The following is a 22,800-nucleotide window of genomic DNA, read 5'->3' as shown; positions in this document are numbered from 1 at the left end:
TCAGCCCTCCCAGCCGGCGGGCAGGTGGATCATCTTGTGCTCCAGGTACTCGCCCAGCCCCTCGGGGCCGAACTCGCGCCCGAGCCCGGAGTTCTTGTAGCCGCCGAAGGGTCCGAGCATGTCGAGGCTGAAGGTGTTGACGTTGAAGGTGCCGGTGCGCACCCGGCGGGCGACGTCGATGCCGTGCTCGACGTCGGCGGTCCACACGCTGCCGGACAGGCCGTAGTCGGAGTCGTTGGCGATGCGGACGGCCTCGGCCTCGTCCTCGTACGGCAGCAGGCAGATGACCGGGCCGAAGATCTCCTCGCGGGCGATCCGCATGGAGTTGGTGACGTCGCCGAAGAGGGTGGGCTCGACGTACCAGCCGGTGGGCTGCGCCTGCGGGCGGCCGCCGCCGGTGAGGACCTTGGCGCCCTCCTGCTGGCCGAGGGCGATGTAGTCCAGGGAGCGCTGCTGCTGGCGGCGGGCGACCAGCGGCCCGACCTGGGTGGCGGGGTCGAGGGGGTCGCCGACGACGAGCGCGGAGGCGGCGGCCGCCAGGCGCTCGGCGGTCTCGTCGTAGCGGGAGCGGGGCGCGAGGATCCGGGTCTGGGCGACGCAGGCCTGTCCGTTGTTCATCCAGGCGGCCGAGACGATGCCGGGGACGGCGGTGTCCAGGTCGGCGTCGGGCAGGACCAGTGCGGCGGACTTGCCGCCGAGTTCCAGCGTCACGCGGGTGAGGTTGCGGGAGGCGACCTCCATGACGCGCTTGCCGGCGGCGACCGAGCCGGTGAAGGAGACCTTGTCGACGCCGGGGTGGCCGACCAGGTACTCGCTGACCTCGCGGTCGGCGGGCAGGATCGACAGCACACCCTCGGGCAGCCCCGCCTCGGCGGCGATCTCGCCGAGCAGGTACGCGTCCAGCGGTGACTCCGGCGAGGGCTTGAGGACCACCGCGCACCCGGCGAGCAGCGCGGGGGCGAGCTTGGCGGCGGCGGTGAACTGCGGGACGTTCCACGGGACGACGGCGGCGACGACGCCGGCCGGCTCGCGACGCACGAGGAGCGGCCCGAGCACGCCGGCCCGTCGTTCCTCCCAGGTGAAACCGCGTGCGACGGTGATCGCGGCGTCCCACACCATCATCGCGCCCAGCGCCTGCGCGAGCACACTCCAGGAGTAGGGCGAGCCGTTCTGGGAGCTGATGACGCGGGCGATCTCGTCGTGGCGCACGGCGATGGCGTCCTTGATGCGCGTGACGACCGCGATGCGCTCGTCGAGGGTCGTACGTGGCCACGGGCCCTCGTCGAAGGCCCTGCGGGCGGCGGCGACGGCGCGGTCGACGTCCTCGCGGGAGGCGTGCGGCACCCGCGCGAAGACCTGCTCGGTGTGGGGCGAGACCACCTCGATGGTGCCGGTGCCGAGCGGGTCCACCAACTCCCCGCCGATGAAGAGCTGTCCGTGTTCGACGATCCCGTTCCCGTCCATGCCTGTCCCGTCCCGCCTTTGGCTGATGCCTCGTCAGAAAGTGACTCTGCTTCAGAACTGATACCAGTTCTAGTTATGGTGGGCAATGCATGCGACGGAGCGGAGAGGGGCCCTCATGGAGCACGGCGACGGCATCTGGAGCATCCCGGTCCCGATCCCCGACAACCCCCTGGGGCACACGCTCGTCTACGTTGTCGACACCGACCGCGGCACCGTCCTGGTCGACACCGGCTGGGACGACCCCGCCTCCTACGACGCCCTCGCCCACGGCCTCACCGCGCTCGGCACCCGTGTCGCCGACGTCCACGGCGTCCTGGTCACCCACCACCACCCCGACCACCACGGCCTGTCCGGCCAGGTCCGTGAGGCCTCCGGCGCCTGGATCGCCATGCACCCCGCCGACACCGCCGTCGTCCGCCGCGCCCGCGGCGCCGCACCGGGCCTGTGGCTGGACTACCTCGCCGTCAAACTCGCCGCCGCCGGCGCCCCCGAGGAGCACCTCGCCCCGCTGCGGGCGGTGCGCGCCGAGCGCCGCGCCGCGAACGTACCCGGCCTGCGGCCCGCCCTGCCCGACCGCGACATCGTCCCCGGCGAGCGGGTCCCGCTGGCCGGCCGCGCCATCCGCGCGGTGTGGACCCCCGGCCACACCCCCGGTCACGTCTGCCTCTTCGAGGAGGACGGCCGCCGCCTCTTCTCCGGCGACCACCTGCTGCCCGGGATCTCCCCGCACATCGGCCTGTACGAGGACCCCGACGAGGCGACCGCCGGCGACCCCCTGGGCGACTACCTCGACTCCCTGGAACGCGTCGCCCGGCTCGACCCCGCCGAGGTGCTGCCCGCCCACAAGCACCCCTTCACCGACGCCGGCGCCCGCGTGCGCGAGCTGCTGGACCACCACGCCAACCGCCTCGCCTCGCTCCGCGCCCTGATCGCCGAGGCCCCGCGCACCCCGTGGCAACTGGCCGAGGCCATGCAGTGGAACCGTCCCTGGGAGCAGATCCCCTTCCCCTCCCGGAACATCGCCGTCGCCGAGGCCGAGGCGCACCTGCGCCGCCTGGTCAAGCTCGGGCACGCCGAACCCGTACCCGGGTCGGATCCGGTCGCGTACACCGCGGTGTGAGGCCGCCGGTGTGAGCCAGACCGCACACGGCCGGGCACGGCCCGGCGCGCGGTCCCGGCTAAGGTGTGGTCGACACACCAAGTCCAATCACGTCCGAGCGGGGGAAGCCGGTGCGAATCCGGCGCTGACCCGCAACCGTGAGCCGTCCCCGCCCGGGGAGGGCCCAGCCGGAGCACCCGCGCGGACGGGAGCGGCTCTTCCGTCGAGGTACACGGAGCCGGAGCCCGGTGCCGTGACCGCGCGCCCGCATCCGGCTGCGCGACCGCTCACCCGAAAGGCACCACCCGATGCACCTGCGCCGCACCGCCGCGGCCGCCCTGGCCGCCTTCAGCACGCTCCTCATAGCCGCGTCGCCGTCACCGTCGCCCGCGGCGGCGCCCGCCGCGCTGTACGGGGAGGGCGACCCGACGTACGACGGCGTGTGGCGTCAGTCGTACGCGCTGCTGGCGCTCCACGCGGCCGACACGGACCCGGCCGGTGACGCGGTGGAGTGGCTCGCCAAGCAGCAGTGCGCGGACGGCGGCTTCGCCTCGTACCGTCCCGACCCGACGGCGCCCTGCGACCCGAAGACCGAGGACACCAACGCCACCGCCATCGCGGTCCAGGCGCTCGCCGTCCACGGCCAGGACTTCGCCGTCGAGCGCGCCGCCGAGTGGCTCGCCAAGGTGCAGAACCGCGACGGCGGCTGGTCCTACAACCCCGGCGGCGCCTCCGACGCCGACTCCACCGGCGTCGTCATCGGCGGCCTCAAGGCCGCCGGCACCGACGTCAAGTCCGTGACCACCGACGGCCGCTCGCCCTACGACGCGCTGCGCTCCCTCCAGGTGGCCTGCGGCAAGAAGGACGGCGGCGCGTTCGCCTACCAGCCCGACCCCAAGTCCGGCGCCCTCGCGGCCAACGCCAAGGCCACCGCCGACGCCGTGCGCGGCGCCGAGGGCGCGGGCTTCGTCGTCGAGGCCCCCGACCGGGACGTCCCCGTGCGCGCCGAGTGCGGTGGCAGCGCCTCCGATGCGGGCGCCGCCTGGCTCGCCGGTGGTCTCACCGCCGGCGGCAGCCACTTCGACGCGGTCACCCCGGGCTCCGACCAGAAGACCCCCGACTTCGGCACCACCGCCGACGCCGTCGTCGCCCTCGCCGCCGGCGGCCACCTCGACGCCGCCAAGGGCGCGTACAACTGGCTCGCCGCCAACTCCGCCGCCTGGTCCAAGGACAACCCCACCGCCCTCGCGCAACTCGCCCTCGCCGCGTACGCCACCGGGAACCCCCTGCGCGACCACATCACGCAGCTCAGCGCCCTCGGTCCGGTCGCGGAACAGAAGCCCGACTCCTCCGGCGGCAGTTCGGTGTGGTGGATCGTCGGCGCCTGCCTGGTCGCGGGCATCGGCATCGGGGTGCTGCTCGCCGGCCGGAAGCACCGGCTGTGAGGCGGCCGCCCCTCACGGCGGCGGCACTCCTCCTGGCCCTGGTGGCCGCCCTCGTCGCGACGCCCGCGCACGCGGCCACCTACCGGTACTGGTCCTTCTGGCAGCGTGACGCGGCCACCGACGCCTGGGCGTACGCCCGGACCGGCCCCGCCCTCAGCCGCCCCGGCGACGGTGCCGTCGAGGGCTGGCGCTTCGGCGTCAGCCCCGACGCCGACTCGGCCGCGCGCCCCCGCGGCGCCGCCCGGTTCGCCGACGTCTGCGACGGCACCCCGGCCCGCCCCGGCACCAAGCGCGTCGCCCTGCTGCTCGACTTCGGCACCGCCGCCGGCGCCCCGGCCGCCCGCACCGCCTGCGCCCGCGTCCCCGCCGACGCCACCTCCGCCGACGCCCTGGCCGCCGTCGCGCCCCCGCTGCGCTACAACTCCGCGGGCCTCGTCTGCGCCATCGCCGGCTACCCCGCCACGGGCTGCGGCGAGCAGGTCACCGACGACGCCGCGCCCCCCGCGCCCGCGCCCGCGCCCTCCTCCGGTCCCGCGCTCGGCACGTACGGCGCCGCCGCCGTCGTCCTCGTCGTCGCCGCGGCCGCCACCTGGCAGGTCCGGCGGCGCCGGAGCGACCGCCCGTGACCACCGCCACGCCCCTGCGGTGGACCAGCGGCGCGCCGGTCTCCGGACCGCGTGCCCTGCGGGCCCTCGCCCTGCTTGCGCGGCTGCGCCCGCACAACCGCGACGACCTGACCGGCCCGGCCGCCCGGCCCCGGCGGACGGACCTCCCCTCTGCCGACACCCCCGCCGAACCGCGCACGGGCGATGCGACCACCGCGCAGGCCGAGGTATCGGGCGCCCCCGCCCCACTGCGTCCGCGCACCCGGGAGGACCTGGCAGGCCCGACGGCGCCGGAGCGACCGCCCGTGACCACCGCCACGCCCTCCCCGCGGCCCGGCGCCGCCGCCCTCCCCTCGCGCGCCGCCAGGGCCGCGACGCAGGGCGAGGATCCGCGGTGCCGACGCCACCGCGCCGGCACCGCCGGACCCGCGGACGGTCCGACCGGCACGCCGGCCACGGCAACGCGGACCCAGCGGGACGACACCCCCCTGGGCAGCGCCGACACTCCCCTCCACAAGACCGGCGAACCACGCACGGCCACCGCACCCCACGCGCGGGCCGCGACGCAGCGCCACGGCCAGTCGGCCGCCCCGGCCATCCGCCCCGGCGGCGCGGCAGCACGGCTCCTGGGGGACATCGCCCCCGGGGGCGGCGCCGGCGAACCGCCCACGGGCCACGCAACCGCCCTGCCTGGCGCGGCAACCCGCCCCCGACAGGTCCTCACACCGCCCGCCGGGGGCGACCACCGCACCCTCCCCCGCAGCGCGGAAGGCGGCGGCTCCGCCCGCTTGCGCGCGCTGCTCCGGCTGCCCGACCGCACCAAGGACGCGGGCACGGAGGGCGGACGGGCGGGACGGAGGCGCGGGCCGCACGCGGGGGCGTGGTGGCTGTGGGCGCTGGGGCTCGCCACGGCCGCGTCGCGGACGACGAATCCGGCGCTGCTCGCGCTGCTCGCCGCCGTCGCCGGATACGTCGTGGCCGTGTGCCGGGTGCCGGACGCGCCCTGGTCGCGGTCGTACGCCGCGTTCCTCCGGCTGGGTCTGGTGGTCATCGCCATCCGGCTCGCCTTCGCCGTCGTCCTGGGGTCGCCGATCCCGGGCACGCACACCGTGGTGTCCCTCCCCGAAGTGCCGCTGCCCGACTGGGCGCGGGGCGTCCGTCTCGGCGGGCGGGTCACCGCCGAGGGGCTGTGGTTCGCCTTCCGGGAGGGCATGAAGCTGGCCACGCTCCTGGCGTGCCTCGGCGCCGCCAACGCCCTGGCCAACCCCGCGCGGCTGCTGAAGTCGCTGCCCGGCGCCCTGTACGAGGCGGGCGTCGCCGTGGTCGTCGCGATGACGTTCGCGCCGCACCTGGTCGCCGACGTCCGGCGGCTGCGGACGGCCCGGAGGCTGCGGGGCCGCGCGGACAAGGGCGTACGGGCGCTGCTCCAGGTCGGCCTGCCCGTGCTGGAGGGCGCGCTGGAGCGTTCCGTCGCCCTCGCGGCCGCCATGGACGCCCGCGGTTACGGCCGTACGGCCGAGGTGCCGCCCGCCGTGCGCCGGGCGACCGCCGCGCTGACCCTCGGCGGGCTGCTCGGGCTGTGCGCCGGCACCTACGCGCTGCTGGCCGCCGCGGGTGCCGCGTACGGCCTGCCCCTGCTGCTGGCCGGTCTGGCCGCCGCCGCCGCGGGGCTGCGGCTCGGCGGGCGCCGTTCCGTCCGCACCCGCTACCGTCCCGACCGCTGGGACGCGACCGCGTGGCTGATCACCGCCTCGGGCGTGGCCGTCGCCGCGCTGACGATCTGGGCCGCCGGGGCCTCCCCCGCCGACCTGGATCCGCCCGTGGTGCCGCTGACCGCGCCGTCGCTGCCGCTGTGGCCCGCGGCCGCCGTCCTGCTGGGGCTGCTGCCCGCGCACCTGAAGGGAGCCCGCCCGTGATCCGCTTCGAGCAGGTCTCCGTCACGTACGCGGGCGCCGCGGCGCCCGCCGTCGCCGGTGTCGAGCTGACCGTCCCCGAGGGGGAACTCTGCCTGGTCGTCGGGCCCTCCGGCACCGGCAAGTCCACCCTCCTTGGCGCCGTCTCCGGTCTGGTGCCGCACTTCACCGGCGGCGTCCTCACCGGGCGGGTCACCGTCGCCGGGCACGACACGCGCCGCAACAAACCGCGCGAACTGGCCCATCTGGTGGGCACCGTGGGCCAGGACCCGCTCGCGCACTTCGTCACCGACACCGTCGAGGACGAACTCGCCTACGGCATGGAGTCGATCGGCCTCGCCCCCGACGTGATGCGCCGCCGTGTCGAGGAGACCCTCGACCTGCTGGGTCTGGCCGACCTGCGCGACCGCCCGATCAGCACCCTCTCCGGCGGGCAGCAGCAGCGCGTCGCCATCGGTTCCGTCCTCACCGTCCACCCGCGGGTGCTGGTGCTGGACGAGCCGACGTCCGCGCTCGACCCCGCCGCGGCCGAGGAGGTGCTCGCCGTGCTGCAGCGGCTCGTCCACGACCTGGGGACGACCGTGCTGATGGCCGAGCACCGCCTGGAGCGGGTCGTGCAGTACGCCGACCAGGTCGTCCTCCTCCCGGGCGGGGGCGCCGCCCCGGTCTCCGGTCCGCCGGCCGAGGTCATGGCGCTCTCGCCGGTGCGTCCGCCGGTCGTCGCGCTCGGCCGGCTCGCGGGCTGGTCCCCGCTGCCGCTGTCGGTGCGCGACGCCCGCCGCGCCGCCGCCCCGCTGCGCGAACGCCTCGACGGCCGCACCCCGCCCGCGCCGCCCGCGCCCGCCGCGGGCGAGCCCGTCGCGGCCGTGGCGGGACTCACCGTGCGCCGCGGACGGCTGGAGGCGCTGCGCGGGGTCGACCTGACCGTACGGCCCGGCGAGACCGTGGCCCTCATGGGCCGCAACGGCGCGGGCAAGTCCACCCTGCTGTCCACCCTCGCCGGGATGCGGCCCCCCACCTCGGGAAGCGTGACCGTCGGCGGGCTGGAGCCGTCGCGCACCAGGCCCGCGGAGCTGATCCGCCGCGTGGGCCTGGTCCCGCAGGACCCCCGGGACCTGCTGTACGCCGACACCGTCGCCGCCGAGTGCGCCGCCGCCGACACCGACGCCCGCGCCACCCCCGGCACCTGCCGCGCCCTCGTCGGCGAACTGCTGCCCGGGGTCGCCGACGGCACCCACCCGCGCGACCTGTCCGAGGGCCAGCGCCTCGCGCTCGCCCTCGCCGTCGTACTGACCGGCCGGCCCCCGCTGATCCTGCTCGACGAGCCGACCCGCGGCCTGGACTACGCCGCCAAGGCCCGTCTCGCCGCGCACCTGCGCGCCCTGGCGGCGGACGGCCACGCCGTCGTCCTCGCCACCCACGACGTCGAACTCGCCGCCGAACTCGCCCACCGCGTCGTCGTCCTCGCCGACGGCGACCTCGTCGCGGACGGCCCCACCCCCGACGTCGTCGTCTCCTCGCCCGCCTTCGCCCCGCAGGTGGCCAAGGTGCTCAGCCCGCTGCCCTGGCTGACGGTCGGCCAGGTCGAGGCGGCCCTGGCGGGCACGGCGTGACCGCGCGTCCACCGCGCGCGGTCCGGCTGGGCCGCCGGGCCGTCGTCGCGCTGACGCTTGTCTCGGTGATCGGCGTCGCCGCCTTCGGCTGGCCGCTGCTCGCCGACCCGGGCTCGGGGCTGGCCCACAGCGAGGACGCACCCTGGCTGTTCGCGCTGCTGCTGCCGCTGCTGCTCGCCGTCGTCATGGCGACGATCGCGGACGACGAGGAGGGCCTGAGCGCCAAGTCCGTCGCCATGCTGGGGGTGCTGGCCGCCGCGGGAGCGGCGCTGCGTCCGCTCGGCGGCGGCACGGCGGGCATCGAGCCCATGTTCTTCCTCGTCGTGCTGTCCGGCCGGGTGCTCGGCCCCGGCTTCGGCTTCGCGCTGGGGGCGTTGACGATGTTCGCGTCGGCCCTGCTCACGGGTGGGGTCGGGCCGTGGATGCCGTTCCAGATGCTCTCGATGGGCTGGGTGGCGCTCGGCGCGGGCCTGCTCCCGGGCGCCGGCGGGCTGCGCGGCCGGGGCGAGCTCGTCCTCCTCGCCGGCTACGGGGCGGTGTCCTCGATCGCCTACGGAACGATCATGAACCTGCAGGGCTGGCCGTACCTCGGCGGCATGTCCTCCGGGGTCTCCTTCGTGCCGGGCGGTCCGCTCCCCGACAACCTCGCCCGCTTCGCCGCGTACTGCCTGGCCACCTCGCTCGGCTGGGACGTCCCGCGCGCCGTGCTGACCGCCGTCCTGGTCCTCACCCTGGGCCCGTTCGTGCTGCGCGCCCTGCGCCGGGCCACCCGGCGCGCCGCGTTCGGCGCACCGGTGGCCTTCGTGGACGTACACGGTGGCGGGGACGGGAGCGGAGACGGCGCGTCGCGCGTGCCGCCTCAGGCACGCTGACGGGCCGGCGCCGCGAACCAGCGCGCGCGACGCGGGGCGCCGAGCGCAGGAACGCGCCGAAGCCGTCGGTGTCGCCGGGGTCGGCCGGCGCCGCCCGCACGCCGTGCGCCGCGAGGTCGGCGCGGCAGCTCCCGCTGTTGCCGATCGGCACGTCGCGGGTCCCGCTCGCGGTGTGCGGCCGCACCGGCACGGCCGGCCGCCCGTCGCAGCTGCCGTCGGCCCGGTCCCTGGCCCGGCGCAGCGCCCCGGCGCAAGGCCCCGGTGCGCTGCCCGCGTCCCGCCGGCTCAGATCCGCTGGATGATCGTGCCCGTCGCGAGCGCCCCGCCCGCGCACATCACGATCAGCGCGAACTCCTTGTCCGCGCGCTCCAGTTCGTGCAGCGCGGTGGCGATCAGACGGGCCCCGGTGGCGCCCACGGGGTGGCCGAGGGCGATCGCGCCACCGTTGACGTTGACCTTCTCCAGGTCCTGGTCGAAGACCTGGGCCCAGGACAGCACCACCGAGGCGAAGGCCTCGTTGATCTCGACGAGGTCGATGTCGTCCAGCGTCATGCCGGCCTTGCCGAGGACCGCGCGCGTCGCATCGATCGGTCCGTCCAGGTGGTAGTGCGTGTCAGCGCCGACCAGCGCCTGCGCCACGATCCGGGCCCGCGGGCGCAGCTTCAGCGCCCGCGCCATCCGCTTGGACGCCCACATCACGGCCGCCGCGCCGTCGGAGATCTGCGAGGAGTTCCCCGCGGTGTGCACGGCCGTCGGCATGATCGCCTTCAGCCCGGCCAGCGCCTCCATGCTGGTGTCGCGCAGCCCCTCGTCACGGTCGACCAGCCGCCACATGCCCTGGCCGGCGAGTTGCTCCTCCTCCGTCGTGGGCACCTGCACGGCGAAGGTCTCCCGCTTGAAGCGCTCCTCGGCCCAGGCCCGCCCGGCCCGCTCCTGCGAGATCAGCCCGAGCCGGTCGACGTGCTCCCGGGTCAGCCCGCGGCGCCGCGCGATGCGCTCGGCCGCCTCGAACTGGTTGGGCAGGTCCACGTTCCACTCGTCCGGGAAGGGCTTGCCGGGCCCGTGCTTGGAGCCGCTGCCGAGCGGCACCCGCGACATGGCCTCGACGCCGCAGCCGATGCCGATGTCGATCACCCCGGCCGCGATCATGTTGGCGACCATGTGGTTGGCCTGCTGCGAGGAACCGCACTGGCAGTCCACGGTCGTCGCGGCCGTCTCGTACGGCAGCCCGCAGGCCAGCCAGGCGGTGCGCGCCGGGTTCATCGACTGCTCCCCGGCGTGAGTGACCGTACCGCCGACGATCTGCTCCACGGCGTCGGGCTGGATGCCGGTGCGGCCGAGCAGTTCGCGGTACGTCTCACCGAGCAGGTAGGCGGGGTGCAGATTGGCGAGCGCGCCGCCGCGCTTGCCGATGGGGGTGCGTACAGCTTCGACGATGACGGGTTCAGCGGCCATGTACCTCGTCCTCTCCTCGGCCGCGGGGCGTCCCGGCGCCCACGGCAGAACTAGTACGCGTTCTAGTTCCGCCCAGCAGTCTGATTACCGGCGGTACGCGGGCGCAAGGGTCGTGCACCAAGCCGGCCGATCCGCACCGTCACGGGCCTTGCGACTTGCAGGGGCCGGAGCTACCGTCCACAGGCACATCTGATGGAGCGTCAGCAAGCGGTGCGCGGGGACGTCCGCGGGCCGCCGCCCAGGGAAGCCCCGGAGACCACCACGGAGACATCCGGACCAACCGGATCACGACCCGGACCACGACCCGGACCACGCCGGACCACCCGGACCAGGAGCCGCCGATGTCCGCCACGCCGCCGCCCCCCTCCTGCCCCGCCCTCCCCGACGGCTTCGACTTCACCGACCCGGACGTCAACCAGGAGCGCATACCCCTCCCGGAGTTCGCCGCCCTCCGGCGCACCGCACCCGTCTCCTGGATCCCCCAGCCCCACGGCATCGCGGGCTTCGGGGACGACGGCTACTGGGCCGTCACCCGCCACGCCGACGTCAAGACGGTCTCCACCACCCCCGAGACCTTCTCCTCCCGCACCAACACCGCGATCATCCGCTTCAACGAGCACATGCAGCGGGACCGCATCGACGCCCAGCAGCTGATCATCCTCAACATGGACCCGCCCGAGCACACCCGCCTGCGGCAGATCGTCCAGCGCGGCTTCACCCCCCGCGCCATCCGCGCCCTCGAGGACGCCCTGCGCCGGCGCGCCGAACGCATCGTCGCCGGCGCCGCCGCCCACGGCAGCGGCGACTTCGTCACCGACGTCGCCTGCGAACTGCCCCTCCAGGCCATCGCCGAACTCATCGGCGTCCCCCAGGAGGACCGCGGCAAGATCTTCGAGTGGTCCAACAACATGATCGGCTACGACGACCCCGAGCTCGCCATCACCGAGGAGATCGGCACCGAGTCCTCCATCGAGCTCATCTCCTACGCGATGAACATGGCCGACGAACGCAAGGCCTGCCCCGCCCACGACATCGTCACCAAGCTCGTCGCCGCCGAGAACGAGGGCAACCTCACCACCGACGAGTTCGGCTTCTTCGTCCTCGTCCTGGCCGTCGCCGGCAACGAGACCACGCGCAACGCCATCACCCACGGCATGCACGCCTTCCTCACCCACCCCGACCAGTGGGACCTCTTCCGCGCCGAGCGCCCCCGCACCGCCGCCGACGAGATCGTCCGCTGGGCCACGCCGGTCACCTCCTTCCAGCGCACCGCCACCCACGACACGGAGCTGGGCGGAGCCAAGATCCGCGAGGGCGACCGCGTCGGCATCTTCTACGCCTCCGCCAACCACGACCCCGAGGTCTTCACCGCCCCCGACACCTTCGACGTCACCCGCGACCCCAACCCCCACCTCGGCTTCGGCGGCGGCGGCCCCCACTTCTGCCTCGGCGCCAGCCTCGCCCGCTTCGAGATCGACCTCATCTTCAACGCCATCGCCGACACCCTCCCCGCCATCCGCCTCGCCGGCGCCCCCCGCCGCCTCCGCTCCCCCTGGCTCAACGGCGTGAAGGAACTCCGTGTGACCTACACCTGACCCCGAGCGTGCGTTTGCTGGTCACGGGGTATGGCAGGGTAGGGTGTGCTTTCGCGTGTCCAGCGGGCGTGTAGCTCAGCGGTAGAGCGCTGCCCTTACAAGGCAGATGTCGGCGGTTCGAAACCGTCCACGCCCACCAGCCCCAGCGCATGGCAAAGGCCCAGGTCAACCGGTACGAGTCCGGAAGCCTGGGCCTTGATCTCTTGCCGCCTGTGAGGGCCGCCGTGCCACTCACGTGCCAGATGGATCCCCGACGTCCGGCCCCTTGACCCGCCGGATCTGGTCGTCCACGTGCCCGGCGATCTCGTGGTCGCGGCCGTTGACGAGGTGCTGGTAGATCAGCGCGGCCCGCACCGACGAGTGCCCCATGCGGTGCATCAGCTCCCGGGTGGAGGCCCCGCCCGTCGCGGCGAGGGTGTTGCCGGTGTGCCGCAGATCGTGGAAGTGAACGTCCCCGAGGCCGGCCGTACCGATGGCCCGCAGCCAGATCCGCCGGAAGTTGTTCCGCCGCAGCACTCCCCCGCGCGGCCCGACGAAGACCCGACCCGTGCGGCCGGGCTCGGCGTACTCGGCGAGATGCGCCGCCAACTCGACCGTGAGCGAGGCGGGGAACGCCACGGTGCGCACGCCGGCCGCGGACTTGGGCGCCTTCACCGTCAGTCCGTCCGACCGGGTCTCGGCGACCGACCGGCGGACCGAGATGGTGCGGCGTTCCAGGTCGACGTCCCACCGCTGGAGGCCGGCCAGCTCCCCGAAGCGCAGTGCCGTGAAGGAAGCCAGCAGGATCATCACGCGGTAGCGCGCGGGTACGGCATCCGCGAGCCGGAAGACTTCCGCCACCGACAGGAACGGTCGCTCGGCACTCGGTGCGGTGGCCCCGCCCTTGATGCGGCACGGATTGCGCTGGACCAAGCCGTCGTCCACGGCGGTGTTCATGATGGCGCGGAGGATCTGATACGCCTTGGCGACGGTCGCCCCGCCGACGCCCTGATCGAGGAGCGTCGTCCGCCAACGCCGCACCTGCGGGGTAGTAATGTCCCGAAGCGGCACCGCGCGGAAGGTCGGCAGGATGTGCAAGTTCAAAGCGCTGCCGTTCCGTTCGCGAGTGGTGGCGGCGTAGTCGCGGTCCTTGAACCAGCTCTCGGCGTACTCACCGAAAGCGATCTTGACGTCGGGGTTCTGCCAGTCACCGTCGAGGATCTTGGCCTCTTGCCTCACCAGCCAGCGGTCCGCATCGGTCTGACTGGCGAAGGTCTTGTCCGCCGTCCGCATCAGCCCGTCCGGGCCCCGATAACGCGCCTGGAAACGCCCCGAAGGCAGCTTCCGCACCGACCCGAAGCGACGACGGCGCCCCTTGGAATTCGCCATCAGGCCACCGCCTTCAGCCGCGCCGTGCCGCTCGTGACCGGCTGGACCGTGTGGTCCGCGATGAAAGCTTCGACCGCGCTCTCGGGGATGCGGACGTGGCGGCCGACCTTGACGAATGTGATGCGACGCTCGGCGATCAGACGACGCGGGAAGCGCACCGAGGTCCCGAGCATTTCGGCCACCTGGTCGACGCTGAGGTATCGCTCCCTCATGCTGCGGCTCCTTCCAGGGCCAGTTGGTCGCGTAGGGCTTCACGTGCGGTTTCACGGTTGAGCTGGAGGTCCCGAGCGATGGAGGCGGCGAGGACAGATTCGCCGGGGGTGTGGCCGTGGCCGGCGTACTGCCAGTCGGCCAGGACCAGGACGGTGTCCGGCTCGATGGGCTCCGGGCCGAGGTCCGCGTGCTCTTGGGCGGCGCGGTAGTCGGCGCGTTCCTGTCGCAGCGCTCCGAGGGTGGTTGAGTAGGCGCGGGATTTGGTGGAGAAGTGGCCGCGGAAGCCGAGCATGTGCGCCCAGGCCCACAGCCGGCGGTCGGGGTAGAGGTCGTCGAGGTCGCGGCAGGCTTGGATGAGGCGGCGGGCGTGGTCGGGCACGCCGTGGCGGTCGAGTTCGGCCAGCTCCCCGATGCGGCGGTCGAGGGTGCCGGTGTTCTGTGCTGCTTTGGTGGCGTACTTGGCGACGTAGGAGGCGACAGCCTGCTCCGTGATGTCGGAGCCGTCGCCGAACGCCTTGACCGGTCGGACGTCGAGCTGAGCGCCCCAGCGGAACGTACGGGCCGATTGGTCACCGGCAGCGGGGACGGCGATCGAGGTGTACGAGTGGCGGGCGGCAGCCCGGATGGCGTCCTCCAATAACCCTGTGGTCGCCCAGGACGGCGGGGCGGTTTCCGGACCGTCCGGGCCGTCGAGGCGGATGACAGCGTGGAAGTGGACAGCGCCGCGCCTTTGGAACTCGGCGACCTTGCCGAAGGAGACCCGCAGGACCTCTGCCATGGCGCGTTGGGTGAGGCCGGCGCGGGCGGCGATCTCGCGGCGGAGCCGGTTGGTGAAGCGCTGCCACAGCTGCCCGGCGTGGTTGTTGAACAGCACCGCCCCCGCGTAGTCGTAGGTGGCCGGGTCGAGCGCGGTCCCCAGCGCCGGGTCGTCCGCGGCGTGTCGGGTGCCGCAGCGGCAGCGTCCGGTGTCGGGCCGGTTGTGGACGCGCCCGAACGAGGGGGCGGTGAGGGTGGCGAAGACTCGGGGGTGATCCCGAACGGTGCCGGGGATGTCGCGGCGGTCGTCGCCAGCCAGGCCCGCCCGGATGAGGTGGTAGGTGTCGCCCGCATACGTCCAGGCGCAGGCCGGGCAGCGCGAGGCGCGGCGGTTGCCGCACGCGATACGCAGTCGACCGCCGGGTTCGTTCTCGGTGGAGTAGTGGTGCAGGGTCTCGCCGCTCACCTTGTCTTTGGTGAGGGTCCAGCCGGTCAGGTGGATGGGGTCGGAGCAGCCGCCGGTGCGGTGGATCTGGTCTTCCCAGCGGTGGAAGCCCGGGGACCCGGCCACCCGCAGCAGGTCGGTCAGGGTGGTCGGGTCCAGGCCCGCGGGGGTCGCGGTGTCAGGCACGGGCGCCCTCCCGCGTCAGGGCGGGGCGGAGGGTGCCGGCGCCGTGACAGGCCGGGCAGTGGACTGTGAGGGTGCGCAGGTGGCCGTGCCGGTCGCGCCCGCCGAGGGTGATGGCGGCGGAGGCGAAGCCGTCGCAGGCCGGGCACATCCGTGCCGGGGGCGGTGTGGGGTGGGTCATGATGGGGGTTCCTTCCGGATCTCTGGTTCGGGCAGGGGCACGGCTCCCGGGGCGGCGGATACTTGGCGGTTGAGACCGCCCCGGGGGCCGGTCAGCGGTGCTTGTGCTGGCCGTTGAGCATCGAGCGCAGGACCACGGCGCAGACGGCGACCGAGGCGGCGGTGACGGCGACCGCCAGCAGCATCGAGACCAGGACCGTGCCGACGACCAGGACCACGGCGGTACCGCCGCCGACGAGCGCGACCAGGGCGCCCGGGGTGAGCTGCACGACGGGCCGGGACGACACCGGAGCCACGGGGACAGGCGCGGGGGCCGGGGTGTGCTGGACGACGCCGGCGGCGGGCTCGACAGGCAGCGGCATCACGACACCGGTCGGGGTCGGGTTGGTGGGGATCTTCGGCCGGAGCATGAGCGGTCTCCCTACTTGATGACGGTGTCGATGAAGGGGGCGAGGAGGCTGTCGGCGATGAGGTAGCCGCCCAGGAGCAGCACCAAAACCAGCCAGAGCGGTGGGCGGATGAGCTTGCAGCCGAGGTAGCCGACGACGATCAGGGCGAACCAGAGCGGGACGTCCACGGGCTTTGCCTCCTATCGGGCCGTGCAGCGGTGGGTGCGGGCGGCCAGCTGTGCGGCGGATTGGCTGGAGTAGTCGGCGGACCAGCCGCAGCGGTCGTTGGTGCACACCGCGACGTGCTTGGTCTGGCCGTGGCGGTCGCGGTGGGTGCCGATCTGCACGGGGCCGATCCGCATCACGGAGTGGAAGAAGTCGCGGGCGGGCATGGGTCAGTCCTCCTGTCCGGTGAAGTCGCCGGCGTGGTTGGTGAGCCATTGGCGGATCTCGGGGTGTTCGTCGTCGGTGGCCTGGTTGATCGCGTCCTCGCCCAGGCGCATGGCGTCTACCAGGCGGTTGTTCCGGGTGAGTTCGGCGGACCGTTCCAGGGCGGCGCGGATGTGCGGACGCATTGGGTTTCCTCCTTCTCAGGTGAGGTGGGCGGCGATGGCGTCGGCCAGCTGGGCGGGGACGCCGAGCCGGACGCGGAGCGTGTCGGTGTCGATCGGGGCCCCGGTGCGGGCTTGGTGGTCGTTGGCGACCTTCCGGGCATGGGCCACCAGCGCGGCCGGAACGGGGGGAACGGTCGGCGGAGGCGCGGGCTGTGAGGCAGGCAGGGCCGGAACGGGTTCGCTTGTCTCGACGGCTTCCGGCACCGGCTCGGGCTCAGGGGCGCGTTCGACGCTGGCCGTCTCGGTCGGCACGGGAGCCGGAGCCTGGTGGCCGGGGGCGTGGACCAGGAGGGTGCCGCCGAGGAAGGCCAGGGCGGGCCATCCGGCCACGAGGATGCTCAGCCAGTCGGGTACGTGGTCCAGGTCGAGGAGTCCGGCGGTAGCGATGTTCGCCCCGAGGGAGGCGGACAAAGCCACCGCGAACCACAGCCACGCGGCGCGCACGGGGGCACCGTCCGTGCGGAGGGTGCGCAGTCGTCGCCAGGCGGCAACGAGGAGCAGGTCGACGCTGATGGGGTAGGCCCAGGCTTTCCAGCCGCTCTGCCCGGCTGCGGCGGCGAGGTCGTGCAGGTGGGCGAAGGACAGGGCACCGGCGATCACGGCCTGTACGAGGACGGCGTCCACGCGGAGCTTGGGCATCGTCGGTCTCCTTCCTGGTTTCGGCATGGGCGGGGTAGGGACCTTGGCGCGAGGCGGTCGCGCCAGCCGTTGGGCTGGGAGGGATCAGGCGGCGGCCGGGGCCGGTGTCTTGGCCGCCGGTGTCGTCACCGGGGTGAGGTGGGCAGCCAGGGCGGGCCGGAAGGGTGCGAGTTCGGGCAGGTCCGGGGTGTGGTCGGCGTGCCGGTTGCAGGCGTTGACGGCCTGGCGCAGCGTGGTGTGGGGCGTGCGGATGCGGGCCCATCCGCCGGTTGAGTCGCCGGTCACGGCGATGCCGGGGGTGTCGGGGCGGATTTGGATGGCGGCGAGGACGGCGTCGGGGGCGATGTCGCCGAAGGCCATGTTCGCGGACGGTTCGTCGTTGACGCGGTGGGCGGTGCGGCCGGTGAGCTGGGCGCGGAGCATGGTGATGCCCTTGCCGAGTTCGGAGCCGAAGCGCTGTCCGCAGATCTCCAGGTAGATGCCGGCGGCGCGGCCAAGCTGAGCCAGCCGTGCGAGCGCGGTGATGATGCGGTCGCGGCGCTTCTCTTCGTCCTTGGTGGTGAACAGGGCGAGTTCGGCGACCTCGTCGACCAGGACCACGACCGGGGTCGGACGCAGGTGGTCGGGCAGGTCCCAGATGTCGGCGGCGATCTGCGCATCGGGCACGTCGGCGGTGATCCGCTGTTCGGTACGGATGAGCTGGTAGACGGCCTCCATGCGGGCGATGAGGGCGTCGAGGAGGTCGGCGGCGGTGTCGGGGTTGTCGGCCAGCGCGGAGAACCGGCGGGCCAGCGGGAACAGCTCCACACCCTGCTTGCAGTCGATGCCCACCAGCGCGACGTCCTGCGCGGCCAGTTCGGCGACCAGGTTCCGCTGGTAGACGGACTTCCCGGACTTGGTGGCGCCGAGGGTCAGGGCGTGGGGGACGGTGCGGTAGTCGCGGTAGTGGACGGCGCCGTCTTCGCGCAGGGCGACCGGGACCCGCATCGGGGTGCGGTCGATCTTCGCGGGCATCTGCACGCGCTTGAGGACGTCGTAGCCGGTCATCCGCAGCTCGACCACACCCGAGCGCAGCTCGCGCGAGGTCACGCCGTACATACCGAACGAGTGCCGCAGCCGGTCGCAGGAGGCGGCGACGTCGAAGGCGTCCTGCCCCGGGCGCAGTCCTAACTGCAGGACCAGGCCGGTACGGGTGGGGCGTAGCCGCAGGATGCGCGGGGCCCGCGCATTGGGGGCGGGGCGGTTGGTGGCTCGCGCGATTGCCATGCGCCAGCGGGAGGGCGGCACGGTCAGCCCGCACGCCTCCATCACCGAGCCGTAGCGGACCAGGACCCGCAGGACGGCGAGGGTGACGCCGAAGGTCAGCCAGTACCAGGCGGGGCGCCGCCACCGCAGGATCAGGGCAGTGGCGGCGACCAGCAGCAGCGCGACCGTGAAGCGGGTCATGGCTCAGGCCGCCTTCGCGGTGCCGGCGGCGAGCGAGGTGACGGCGACCGCGCGGAAGCTGATCCCGTGGCGGCGCTGGCCGTTGAACTCGTTCTCCCACGGCCGGGCGATCAGGCCGGTGATCGCGACCGGGGTGCCCATCACCAGTTCACCGGAGATACCGGGCTCCGGGACGGACACCGAGAGGATCTCGACCTCGCCGTTCGCCGCGAACATCACGTCCACGGTCATCATCGTCGCGCCGGTCTCGGCGTCCGTGGCGATCTCGCCGGTGCGGCGGTCGCGGACCTTGGGCTGGGGCGGCTGCGCGACCATCACGGTGGCGGCGGAGGTGTCGACGGGGATCTGACGCACAGAAGATCACTCCTCTATAGAGGCTTCGACTCAGTCACTCATGTATAGGAGTGACATGAAGAAGAGTGCCCGACTCCTATACATGAGTCAACCCGCCGCGAAGAAGAAGTCACGGCGGGCTGCGCGGAGTTGAGCGAGCGTCAGTCGATCGCGGGGATGCGATAGGTGAAAACGAACTGGTCAGCGGCCATGAGCGTGTCGCACGCCTCCACGACCCGACCGTCGACTGTGATCGCGTTGCGGATGAGGTGGATCACCGGTGCACCGGGGCTGAGCGCCAGCTCCGAAGACTCAGCCTTGGAGGCCGGCCGGGCCTGCAAGGTCTCGACGTACTCGGCGAACTCGTGCCCGTGGTCTTCCAGCCGGGCGTAGATGCCACCGCCGCCCGGGTTCTCGGCGAACAGCTCGGGGATGTCCTTCGCCACGTCCCACGGCAGGTACGAGGTAGCCGTCTCGACCGGCGTCCCGTTGCGGAAGTAAAGACGCCGCCGGGCCAGCACCTTGGCGCCGACCTCCACGCCCAGCCGCTCGGCAATGTCCTCCGGGGCCTCCACGGGCCCGATGTAGAGAACGCTGACCTTCGCCTCAGCACCGGACTGCTCGGACTCAGCCAGGTACGCGGCCTTGCCACCCCTACGGAGCGAGCGACGGAAGCGGTCCGACGACCGATGCCGCACCGGCGGGCGATCCTTGACCGTCGAGCCCTTGCCGTGGCGCGTCTCCACCAGGCCGCTCGCGCGGACCTCTGTCATCGCCCTGCGAATCGTGCCACCGGAGACGCCGTAACGGTCCATCAGTTCCGACTCACTCGGCACCGTGTCACCAGGCTTGAGAACACCCTGCCGGATCTGCAGAACGATCTCATCGGCGATCTCCACATACCGAGGCACCGACCTCGCCCCTCCTACCGCGGTTCCCATAGTCCTTCTCCCCCTCCTATGCTCCTGTACATGAGTAAATCGCAGGGGCCCACGCCGACGCCAGCGCTGCACTCGGTATCCGTGGCCGGAGCCGTGGTGCGCGAGGACGGCCGGCTCCTGGCGATCCGCCGGGCTGACAACGGCACTTGGGAGCTCCCTGGTGGCGTCCTGGAACTGGACGAGGCACCCGAGGACGGCGTGAAGCGCGAAGTGTGGGAAGAGACCGGCATCCACGTCGAGGTCGACCAACTCACCGGGGTCTACAAGAACACCACCCGCGGCATCGTCGCCCTGGTCTTCCGCTGCAAGCCCTCAGGCGGCACCGAACGCACCTCCAACGAGTCCACAGCCGTCGACTGGCTCACCCCCGAAGAAGTCTCAGAGCGCATGTCCGAAGTCTTCGCGGTCCGGCTCCTCGACGCCCTGGACGGGAACGGCCCCCACGTACGCAGCCACAACGGCAAGCACCTAATCACCAGCTAGTGCTTTGACCGCATAGGTTCGCCCGGCACGGGGCATCGGCCGATGAAACCCGGCGAAGCAGCGGTCGTCGCGTGAACGGCGGCGCTGGCTGGGTCACACGTCGAACGGCTCGAAATCGACGACTGCGGTCGAGTCCTTGGCGTACCGCACACTGACGTCTATCGCCATCGCCCCACCGTCAGCGGGAGGGTTCAACTCGATGTGAGCGCAGGCGTCTGCCGGCGCCCCGAGGCAGTCCTCCGACGTGAGATGGGTGCCGGGATAGGCCTCGTTCAACCATGCGTCCAGATCCGTCCGTGTGATCGTAAAGTGGGCCGTATACGTCGTGTCCAGCCAACTGAGGGCGGTGCACTTCGCGTCGCGAGCTCCCTTGGGCAGTCCGTCCTGGTCCGCGTAGCGCATGGCCTCCTCGCACGGGACGGTTTCTGCCTGGGACATCGGGTCGCTGAAGAAGGGCGACGTGATGAACGTCCAGGCAACCCATCCCAGGAAAGCTATCGGGAACGCCAGAACGACGATGAGCACCCACTTTTGCCTCATGATCACCTTTGCTATCTTTCGCGCCCCTAGACCACCCCTAGGCCATGGCGCCGCAAGAAGGGACGCAGAACCTTGCTCTGCGGTTCTCGGCCGTGCGGCGGGCTCAGGCCCACCGGCCCCCTGTCGGGCCTCGGTTGAGGCTTGACGATTTGGCATCGGGTGATGCTTGACGTCAGCCCTAGACGATCATGAAGTGATGCTGTGCGGTAAGACTTTCTCTACTTCATCAAGGCGCTCCCGCCGCGCACAGCGCGGCGGCGCGCGGCCCGGCGCCTCGGGCCGACGCTCCTGTCTGCGCCCCGCTCCGGCCCGGCCGCCGGCCGCCCGCCAGACGGCGGAGGGTTGGCAGGAGAAACCCGCTGTGGCTGGGGCGGTCGGCTCCGCGGCTTTAGCCACCTCCCCGGTCCGGGACCCGCGCCGAGCAAGACCAGGGGGCCACTCGGACACATTACGGGCAGGGGCAAGCCTGCCCGAGTCGCTGGCAAGCGTACGGCCCCCTGATCATGCCCGGCCCCAGCCCAGGCAGGCCACCGGCCAAACCCACTCCGCCGACCTAAGTTGCCCACATTGCGCGCGACTGAGCCCTACCATCTGCTGTACCGGATTGACTTCCAGCAAACCGATTGCGGGATCCAAAAGTGCGCGTCTCCGAATGTTTGATCTCGGTTCGAGTAGTAGATCAACTTATCCACTATCCCAGCGAAGTCTGGAGTTACGAGCTCGGTGAAGTCGACGCCACGGGCGATGACATTGCCGAATACTTGCACTCGATTGCAACACTAGACGGCCACAAAGAATATCCAACTTCTAATGTCGTCAGCATCCAGGAGAGCCGAACGAATTGGGGAGCCTCCGGATCATTTGCTGAGTACGCCATCACTCTCGCATCAGACATAACCGGCGGCGCCGGTGCGGTTGCGTTTGCCGCAGCCGTCCGAACGGCATTCGAACGGATCAAGACCCGTTCTCGCCCAGACGCTCCGAGTGCCGAAATTACGGCAGAGGAAGCGCAGGAAATCCTGAGACGTCACATCGTGCGTAACTACGACATCGACAACGAATCACTGCAGGAAATTTCCTCCGCATCCTCACCCATCTCTGGCACTTTTGAATTCTCCTTCCTCGCGCCCGACGGAACGGAGTATGGCGGTATCGTGAGTCCGGTGGATGGACTTCCGGGCTGCACCAAGGTGTGGCGCAAGTCGACAACACCACGCCTGCGCCAGGAATTCAGATATTTGTCTCAGGAAGCCGAGGAAGAATAGGCGCCAACCCGGCCAAATGCTCGCGGGGAGCCACTGAAACACAAATTGGAGTACAAATGGATATCACATGCACCCTGAGGCTCTAGTTCTCTGCGCCGATCTCACGTGGAAAATGGCAGGCGAACTCAAGACTGGGGACAAACTTGTTTCCTTCGACGAGGAGACAGTAAGGGTCGGGAATGCAAATGGCGGACGAAGATATCGCAAGGGGATCGTAATTCAGAATGAGCGCGGGACTATTGATTCCTATCGGGTGGTCACCGATGATGGAGAATCCATCGCGTCCGCAGAACACCTATGGCTAGTCCGGCTCCCTTACGTCAACCGCGGCTCCAGGATCGCTTGGGTGGCTAGCAAGGACCTGTCTCCAAATAAGCATCGCATCATTAACATCGGCCGCCCATGGGTGCCAGAGAATACTCGAATCGCCGGCTGGATGGCAGGTGTCCTGGACGCCGATGGGCATGCATTCGCTGGCGGCCGTCACGGCTCTTGGGTGGGGTTTGGGCAAGTCGACGGCCCTGTGCTGGATCTGTTCCTTAGCGAGTGCGGCCGCCGTGGGTGGGCCATCAAGGTGATCAGGCGGGACTGGACGAAGCGCAGCAGCATCAGTGAGAATCCGAAAGATTTCACGGATATCCGCATCAATGGCGGAATGTGGGCATCCTGCCGTGTGCTGGGCACTCTCCGCCCCGAGCGACTTCTTCCGATAGCTGCACAAATGTGGGAAGGGGCCGTGGTCGGCAAAACTACCGGGGATTCAGGCGTCCTGTACACGGAACACCTCGGGGAACAGCACACTGTATGGTTGGCGACGAACACCCGTACCTTCATTGCCGAGGGGTCGCTATGCCGCAGCAGTCAGGACACAACTACAACTGAGGCTGTATGACATCAACATCTCGGGCACCGGTGAAAAAGGAGGTGCGTGCATCTCGACGAGC

The 22,800-nt window shown here is 71.9% G+C and carries 25 protein-coding genes, 1 tRNA gene and 1 riboswitch; of the genes, 11 read left to right on the top strand and 15 right to left on the bottom strand.

The genetic code is table 11. The features are described 5' to 3' along the window. Nucleotides 1-1,464 (bottom strand): aldehyde dehydrogenase, encoded by a 1,464-nt coding sequence (locus tag ABZ312_RS23880; protein WP_500322176.1) that lies wholly within the window; start codon nucleotides 1,462-1,464, stop codon nucleotides 1-3. Between the two features lie 115 nt (nucleotides 1,465-1,579). Between ABZ312_RS23880 and ABZ312_RS23875 the strand changes: the two genes are divergently transcribed. From ABZ312_RS23875 to ABZ312_RS23850, 6 genes are all read left to right on the top strand, one after another. Continuing rightward, a complete protein-coding gene (locus tag ABZ312_RS23875) occupies nucleotides 1,580-2,584 on the top strand; it encodes a Strvi_7410 family MBL fold metallo-hydrolase (protein WP_500438734.1) in 1,005 nt (334 codons plus the stop codon). 101 nt (nucleotides 2,585-2,685) lie between these two features. Continuing rightward, nucleotides 2,686-2,761: riboswitch (cobalamin riboswitch) on the top strand. 110 nt (nucleotides 2,762-2,871) lie between these two features. Then, the gene (locus ABZ312_RS23870; RefSeq protein WP_500438733.1) at nucleotides 2,872-4,008 is read left to right on the top strand and encodes an SCO2321 family membrane protein; all 1,137 of its coding nucleotides are present in this window, start codon (nucleotides 2,872-2,874) and stop codon (nucleotides 4,006-4,008) included. Next, nucleotides 4,005-4,634 carry an SCO2322 family protein gene (locus ABZ312_RS23865; RefSeq protein WP_500438732.1) on the top strand — a complete coding sequence of 210 codons (630 nt, stop codon included), beginning with the start codon at nucleotides 4,005-4,007 and terminating at the stop codon, nucleotides 4,632-4,634. The genes ABZ312_RS23870 and ABZ312_RS23865 overlap by 4 nt, the downstream gene beginning before the upstream one ends. Before the next feature lie 785 nt (nucleotides 4,635-5,419). Continuing rightward, complete coding sequence (locus tag ABZ312_RS23860) at nucleotides 5,420-6,529, top strand: CbiQ family ECF transporter T component (protein ID WP_500322395.1); 1,110 nt, start codon at nucleotides 5,420-5,422, stop codon at nucleotides 6,527-6,529. Next, nucleotides 6,526-8,139: an ABC transporter ATP-binding protein gene (locus tag ABZ312_RS23855; RefSeq protein ID WP_500438731.1), complete on the top strand. Its 1,614-nt coding sequence runs from the start codon at nucleotides 6,526-6,528 to the stop codon at nucleotides 8,137-8,139. Before ABZ312_RS23860 ends, ABZ312_RS23855 begins: the two co-directional genes overlap by 4 nt. Beyond that, complete coding sequence (locus ABZ312_RS23850; RefSeq protein WP_500438749.1) at nucleotides 8,091-9,011, top strand: ECF transporter S component; 921 nt, start codon at nucleotides 8,091-8,093, stop codon at nucleotides 9,009-9,011. The genes ABZ312_RS23855 and ABZ312_RS23850 overlap by 49 nt, the downstream gene beginning before the upstream one ends. Before the next feature lie 285 nt (nucleotides 9,012-9,296). Here the strand turns inward: ABZ312_RS23850 and ABZ312_RS23845 are convergent, their stop codons facing one another. Continuing rightward, nucleotides 9,297-10,466 (bottom strand): steroid 3-ketoacyl-CoA thiolase, encoded by a 1,170-nt coding sequence (locus tag ABZ312_RS23845; RefSeq protein WP_499511615.1) that lies wholly within the window; start codon nucleotides 10,464-10,466, stop codon nucleotides 9,297-9,299. Nucleotides 10,467-10,807: 341 nt separating this feature from the next. Between ABZ312_RS23845 and ABZ312_RS23840 the strand changes: the two genes are divergently transcribed. Both ABZ312_RS23840 and ABZ312_RS23835 read left to right on the top strand, forming a co-directional pair. Next, entirely contained in the window at nucleotides 10,808-12,061 is a 1,254-nt protein-coding gene (locus ABZ312_RS23840; protein WP_500438730.1) for a cytochrome P450, read from the top strand. Between the two features lie 64 nt (nucleotides 12,062-12,125). Then, a tRNA-Val gene (locus ABZ312_RS23835) sits at nucleotides 12,126-12,200 on the top strand. Between the two features lie 92 nt (nucleotides 12,201-12,292). Here ABZ312_RS23835 and ABZ312_RS23830 read toward each other — a convergent pair. The 12 genes from ABZ312_RS23830 to ABZ312_RS23775 form a co-directional block, all read right to left on the bottom strand. Continuing rightward, nucleotides 12,293-13,429: a tyrosine-type recombinase/integrase gene (locus ABZ312_RS23830; RefSeq protein WP_500438729.1), complete on the bottom strand. Its 1,137-nt coding sequence runs from the start codon at nucleotides 13,427-13,429 to the stop codon at nucleotides 12,293-12,295. Next, nucleotides 13,429-13,641 carry a helix-turn-helix domain-containing protein gene (locus ABZ312_RS23825; protein ID WP_500438728.1) on the bottom strand — a complete coding sequence of 71 codons (213 nt, stop codon included), beginning with the start codon at nucleotides 13,639-13,641 and terminating at the stop codon, nucleotides 13,429-13,431. The genes ABZ312_RS23830 and ABZ312_RS23825 overlap by 1 nt, the downstream gene beginning before the upstream one ends. Continuing rightward, a complete protein-coding gene (repSA, locus tag ABZ312_RS23820; RefSeq protein WP_500438727.1) occupies nucleotides 13,638-15,029 on the bottom strand; it encodes a replication initiator protein RepSA in 1,392 nt (463 codons plus the stop codon). The genes ABZ312_RS23825 and repSA overlap by 4 nt, the downstream gene beginning before the upstream one ends. Further along, entirely contained in the window at nucleotides 15,022-15,207 is a 186-nt protein-coding gene (locus tag ABZ312_RS23815) for a hypothetical protein (protein WP_500438726.1), read from the bottom strand. Before ABZ312_RS23815 ends, repSA begins: the two co-directional genes overlap by 8 nt. A 91-nt stretch (nucleotides 15,208-15,298) precedes the next feature. After that, nucleotides 15,299-15,616, bottom strand: a complete 318-nt coding sequence (locus ABZ312_RS23810; protein WP_500438725.1) for a SpdD-like protein — start codon at nucleotides 15,614-15,616, stop codon at nucleotides 15,299-15,301. An 11-nt stretch (nucleotides 15,617-15,627) separates the two neighbouring features. Further along, complete coding sequence (locus ABZ312_RS23805) at nucleotides 15,628-15,783, bottom strand: hypothetical protein (protein WP_500438724.1); 156 nt, start codon at nucleotides 15,781-15,783, stop codon at nucleotides 15,628-15,630. Between the two features lie 12 nt (nucleotides 15,784-15,795). Further along, nucleotides 15,796-15,987, bottom strand: coding sequence for a mobile element transfer protein (locus tag ABZ312_RS23800; RefSeq protein WP_500438723.1), 192 nt, complete (start codon nucleotides 15,985-15,987; stop codon nucleotides 15,796-15,798). 3 nt (nucleotides 15,988-15,990) lie between these two features. Continuing rightward, on the bottom strand, nucleotides 15,991-16,170 hold the full coding sequence (locus ABZ312_RS23795; protein ID WP_500438722.1) for a hypothetical protein: 180 nt from the start codon (nucleotides 16,168-16,170) through the stop codon (nucleotides 15,991-15,993). 15 nt (nucleotides 16,171-16,185) lie between these two features. Next, nucleotides 16,186-16,848, bottom strand: a complete 663-nt coding sequence (locus ABZ312_RS23790) for a DUF2637 domain-containing protein (RefSeq protein ID WP_500438721.1) — start codon at nucleotides 16,846-16,848, stop codon at nucleotides 16,186-16,188. Nucleotides 16,849-16,932: 84 nt separating this feature from the next. Further along, complete coding sequence (locus tag ABZ312_RS23785; RefSeq protein ID WP_500438720.1) at nucleotides 16,933-18,294, bottom strand: FtsK/SpoIIIE domain-containing protein; 1,362 nt, start codon at nucleotides 18,292-18,294, stop codon at nucleotides 16,933-16,935. 3 nt (nucleotides 18,295-18,297) lie between these two features. Next, nucleotides 18,298-18,648, bottom strand: a complete 351-nt coding sequence (locus tag ABZ312_RS23780; RefSeq protein ID WP_500438719.1) for an SCO3933 family regulatory protein — start codon at nucleotides 18,646-18,648, stop codon at nucleotides 18,298-18,300. Nucleotides 18,649-18,788: 140 nt separating this feature from the next. Continuing rightward, on the bottom strand, nucleotides 18,789-19,568 hold the full coding sequence (locus ABZ312_RS23775; protein WP_500438718.1) for a GntR family transcriptional regulator: 780 nt from the start codon (nucleotides 19,566-19,568) through the stop codon (nucleotides 18,789-18,791). Nucleotides 19,569-19,586: 18 nt separating this feature from the next. Here ABZ312_RS23775 and ABZ312_RS23770 point away from each other — a divergent pair, with 18 nt between their 5' ends. Next, entirely contained in the window at nucleotides 19,587-20,051 is a 465-nt protein-coding gene (locus tag ABZ312_RS23770; RefSeq protein WP_500438717.1) for an NUDIX hydrolase, read from the top strand. Between the two features lie 93 nt (nucleotides 20,052-20,144). On the opposite strand, the gene ABZ312_RS23765 is transcribed toward ABZ312_RS23770, so the two are convergent. After that, nucleotides 20,145-20,591 carry a hypothetical protein gene (locus ABZ312_RS23765; RefSeq protein WP_500438716.1) on the bottom strand — a complete coding sequence of 149 codons (447 nt, stop codon included), beginning with the start codon at nucleotides 20,589-20,591 and terminating at the stop codon, nucleotides 20,145-20,147. Nucleotides 20,592-21,229: 638 nt separating this feature from the next. Here ABZ312_RS23765 and ABZ312_RS23760 point away from each other — a divergent pair. Next, nucleotides 21,230-21,856, top strand: coding sequence for a hypothetical protein (locus ABZ312_RS23760; protein ID WP_500438715.1), 627 nt, complete (start codon nucleotides 21,230-21,232; stop codon nucleotides 21,854-21,856). A 67-nt stretch (nucleotides 21,857-21,923) separates the two neighbouring features. Then, nucleotides 21,924-22,748 carry a Hint domain-containing protein gene (locus ABZ312_RS23755; protein WP_500438714.1) on the top strand — a complete coding sequence of 275 codons (825 nt, stop codon included), beginning with the start codon at nucleotides 21,924-21,926 and terminating at the stop codon, nucleotides 22,746-22,748. Nucleotides 22,749-22,800: the final 52 nt, after the last annotated feature.

The sequence above is a fragment of the Streptomyces sp. NPDC006207 genome, assembly GCF_040613835.1.
Classification (GTDB): Bacteria; Actinomycetota; Actinomycetes; order Streptomycetales; family Streptomycetaceae; genus Actinacidiphila.
Note: the sequence above shows the minus strand (reverse complement) of the source record. Positions and strands in the feature narration are given on the sequence as shown.

Bases quoted from the DNA above. Each gene is read 5' to 3' on its own strand.
- ABZ312_RS23840 (WP_500438730.1), top strand. From the start codon at position 10,808: ATGTCCGCCACGCCGCCGCCCCCCTCCTGCCCCGCCCTCCCCGACGGC.
- ABZ312_RS23830 (WP_500438729.1), bottom strand. From the start codon at position 13,429: ATGGCGAATTCCAAGGGGCGCCGTCGTCGCTTCGGGTCGGTGCGGAAG.
- ABZ312_RS23790 (WP_500438721.1), bottom strand. From the start codon at position 16,848: ATGCCCAAGCTCCGCGTGGACGCCGTCCTCGTACAGGCCGTGATCGCC.
- ABZ312_RS23810 (WP_500438725.1), bottom strand. From the start codon at position 15,616: ATGCTCCGGCCGAAGATCCCCACCAACCCGACCCCGACCGGTGTCGTG.
- ABZ312_RS23785 (WP_500438720.1), bottom strand. From the start codon at position 18,294: ATGACCCGCTTCACGGTCGCGCTGCTGCTGGTCGCCGCCACTGCCCTG.
- ABZ312_RS23795 (WP_500438722.1), bottom strand. From the start codon at position 16,170: ATGCGTCCGCACATCCGCGCCGCCCTGGAACGGTCCGCCGAACTCACC.
- ABZ312_RS23880 (WP_500322176.1), bottom strand. From the start codon at position 1,464: ATGGACGGGAACGGGATCGTCGAACACGGACAGCTCTTCATCGGCGGG.
- ABZ312_RS23870 (WP_500438733.1), top strand. From the start codon at position 2,872: ATGCACCTGCGCCGCACCGCCGCGGCCGCCCTGGCCGCCTTCAGCACG.
- ABZ312_RS23845 (WP_499511615.1), bottom strand. From the start codon at position 10,466: ATGGCCGCTGAACCCGTCATCGTCGAAGCTGTACGCACCCCCATCGGC.
- ABZ312_RS23825 (WP_500438728.1), bottom strand. From the start codon at position 13,641: ATGAGGGAGCGATACCTCAGCGTCGACCAGGTGGCCGAAATGCTCGGG.
- ABZ312_RS23765 (WP_500438716.1), bottom strand. From the start codon at position 20,591: ATGAGGCAAAAGTGGGTGCTCATCGTCGTTCTGGCGTTCCCGATAGCT.
- ABZ312_RS23815 (WP_500438726.1), bottom strand. From the start codon at position 15,207: ATGACCCACCCCACACCGCCCCCGGCACGGATGTGCCCGGCCTGCGAC.
- ABZ312_RS23800 (WP_500438723.1), bottom strand. From the start codon at position 15,987: ATGCCCGCCCGCGACTTCTTCCACTCCGTGATGCGGATCGGCCCCGTG.
- ABZ312_RS23875 (WP_500438734.1), top strand. From the start codon at position 1,580: ATGGAGCACGGCGACGGCATCTGGAGCATCCCGGTCCCGATCCCCGAC.
- ABZ312_RS23755 (WP_500438714.1), top strand. From the start codon at position 21,924: ATGCACCCTGAGGCTCTAGTTCTCTGCGCCGATCTCACGTGGAAAATG.
- ABZ312_RS23770 (WP_500438717.1), top strand. From the start codon at position 19,587: ATGCTCCTGTACATGAGTAAATCGCAGGGGCCCACGCCGACGCCAGCG.
- ABZ312_RS23775 (WP_500438718.1), bottom strand. From the start codon at position 19,568: ATGGGAACCGCGGTAGGAGGGGCGAGGTCGGTGCCTCGGTATGTGGAG.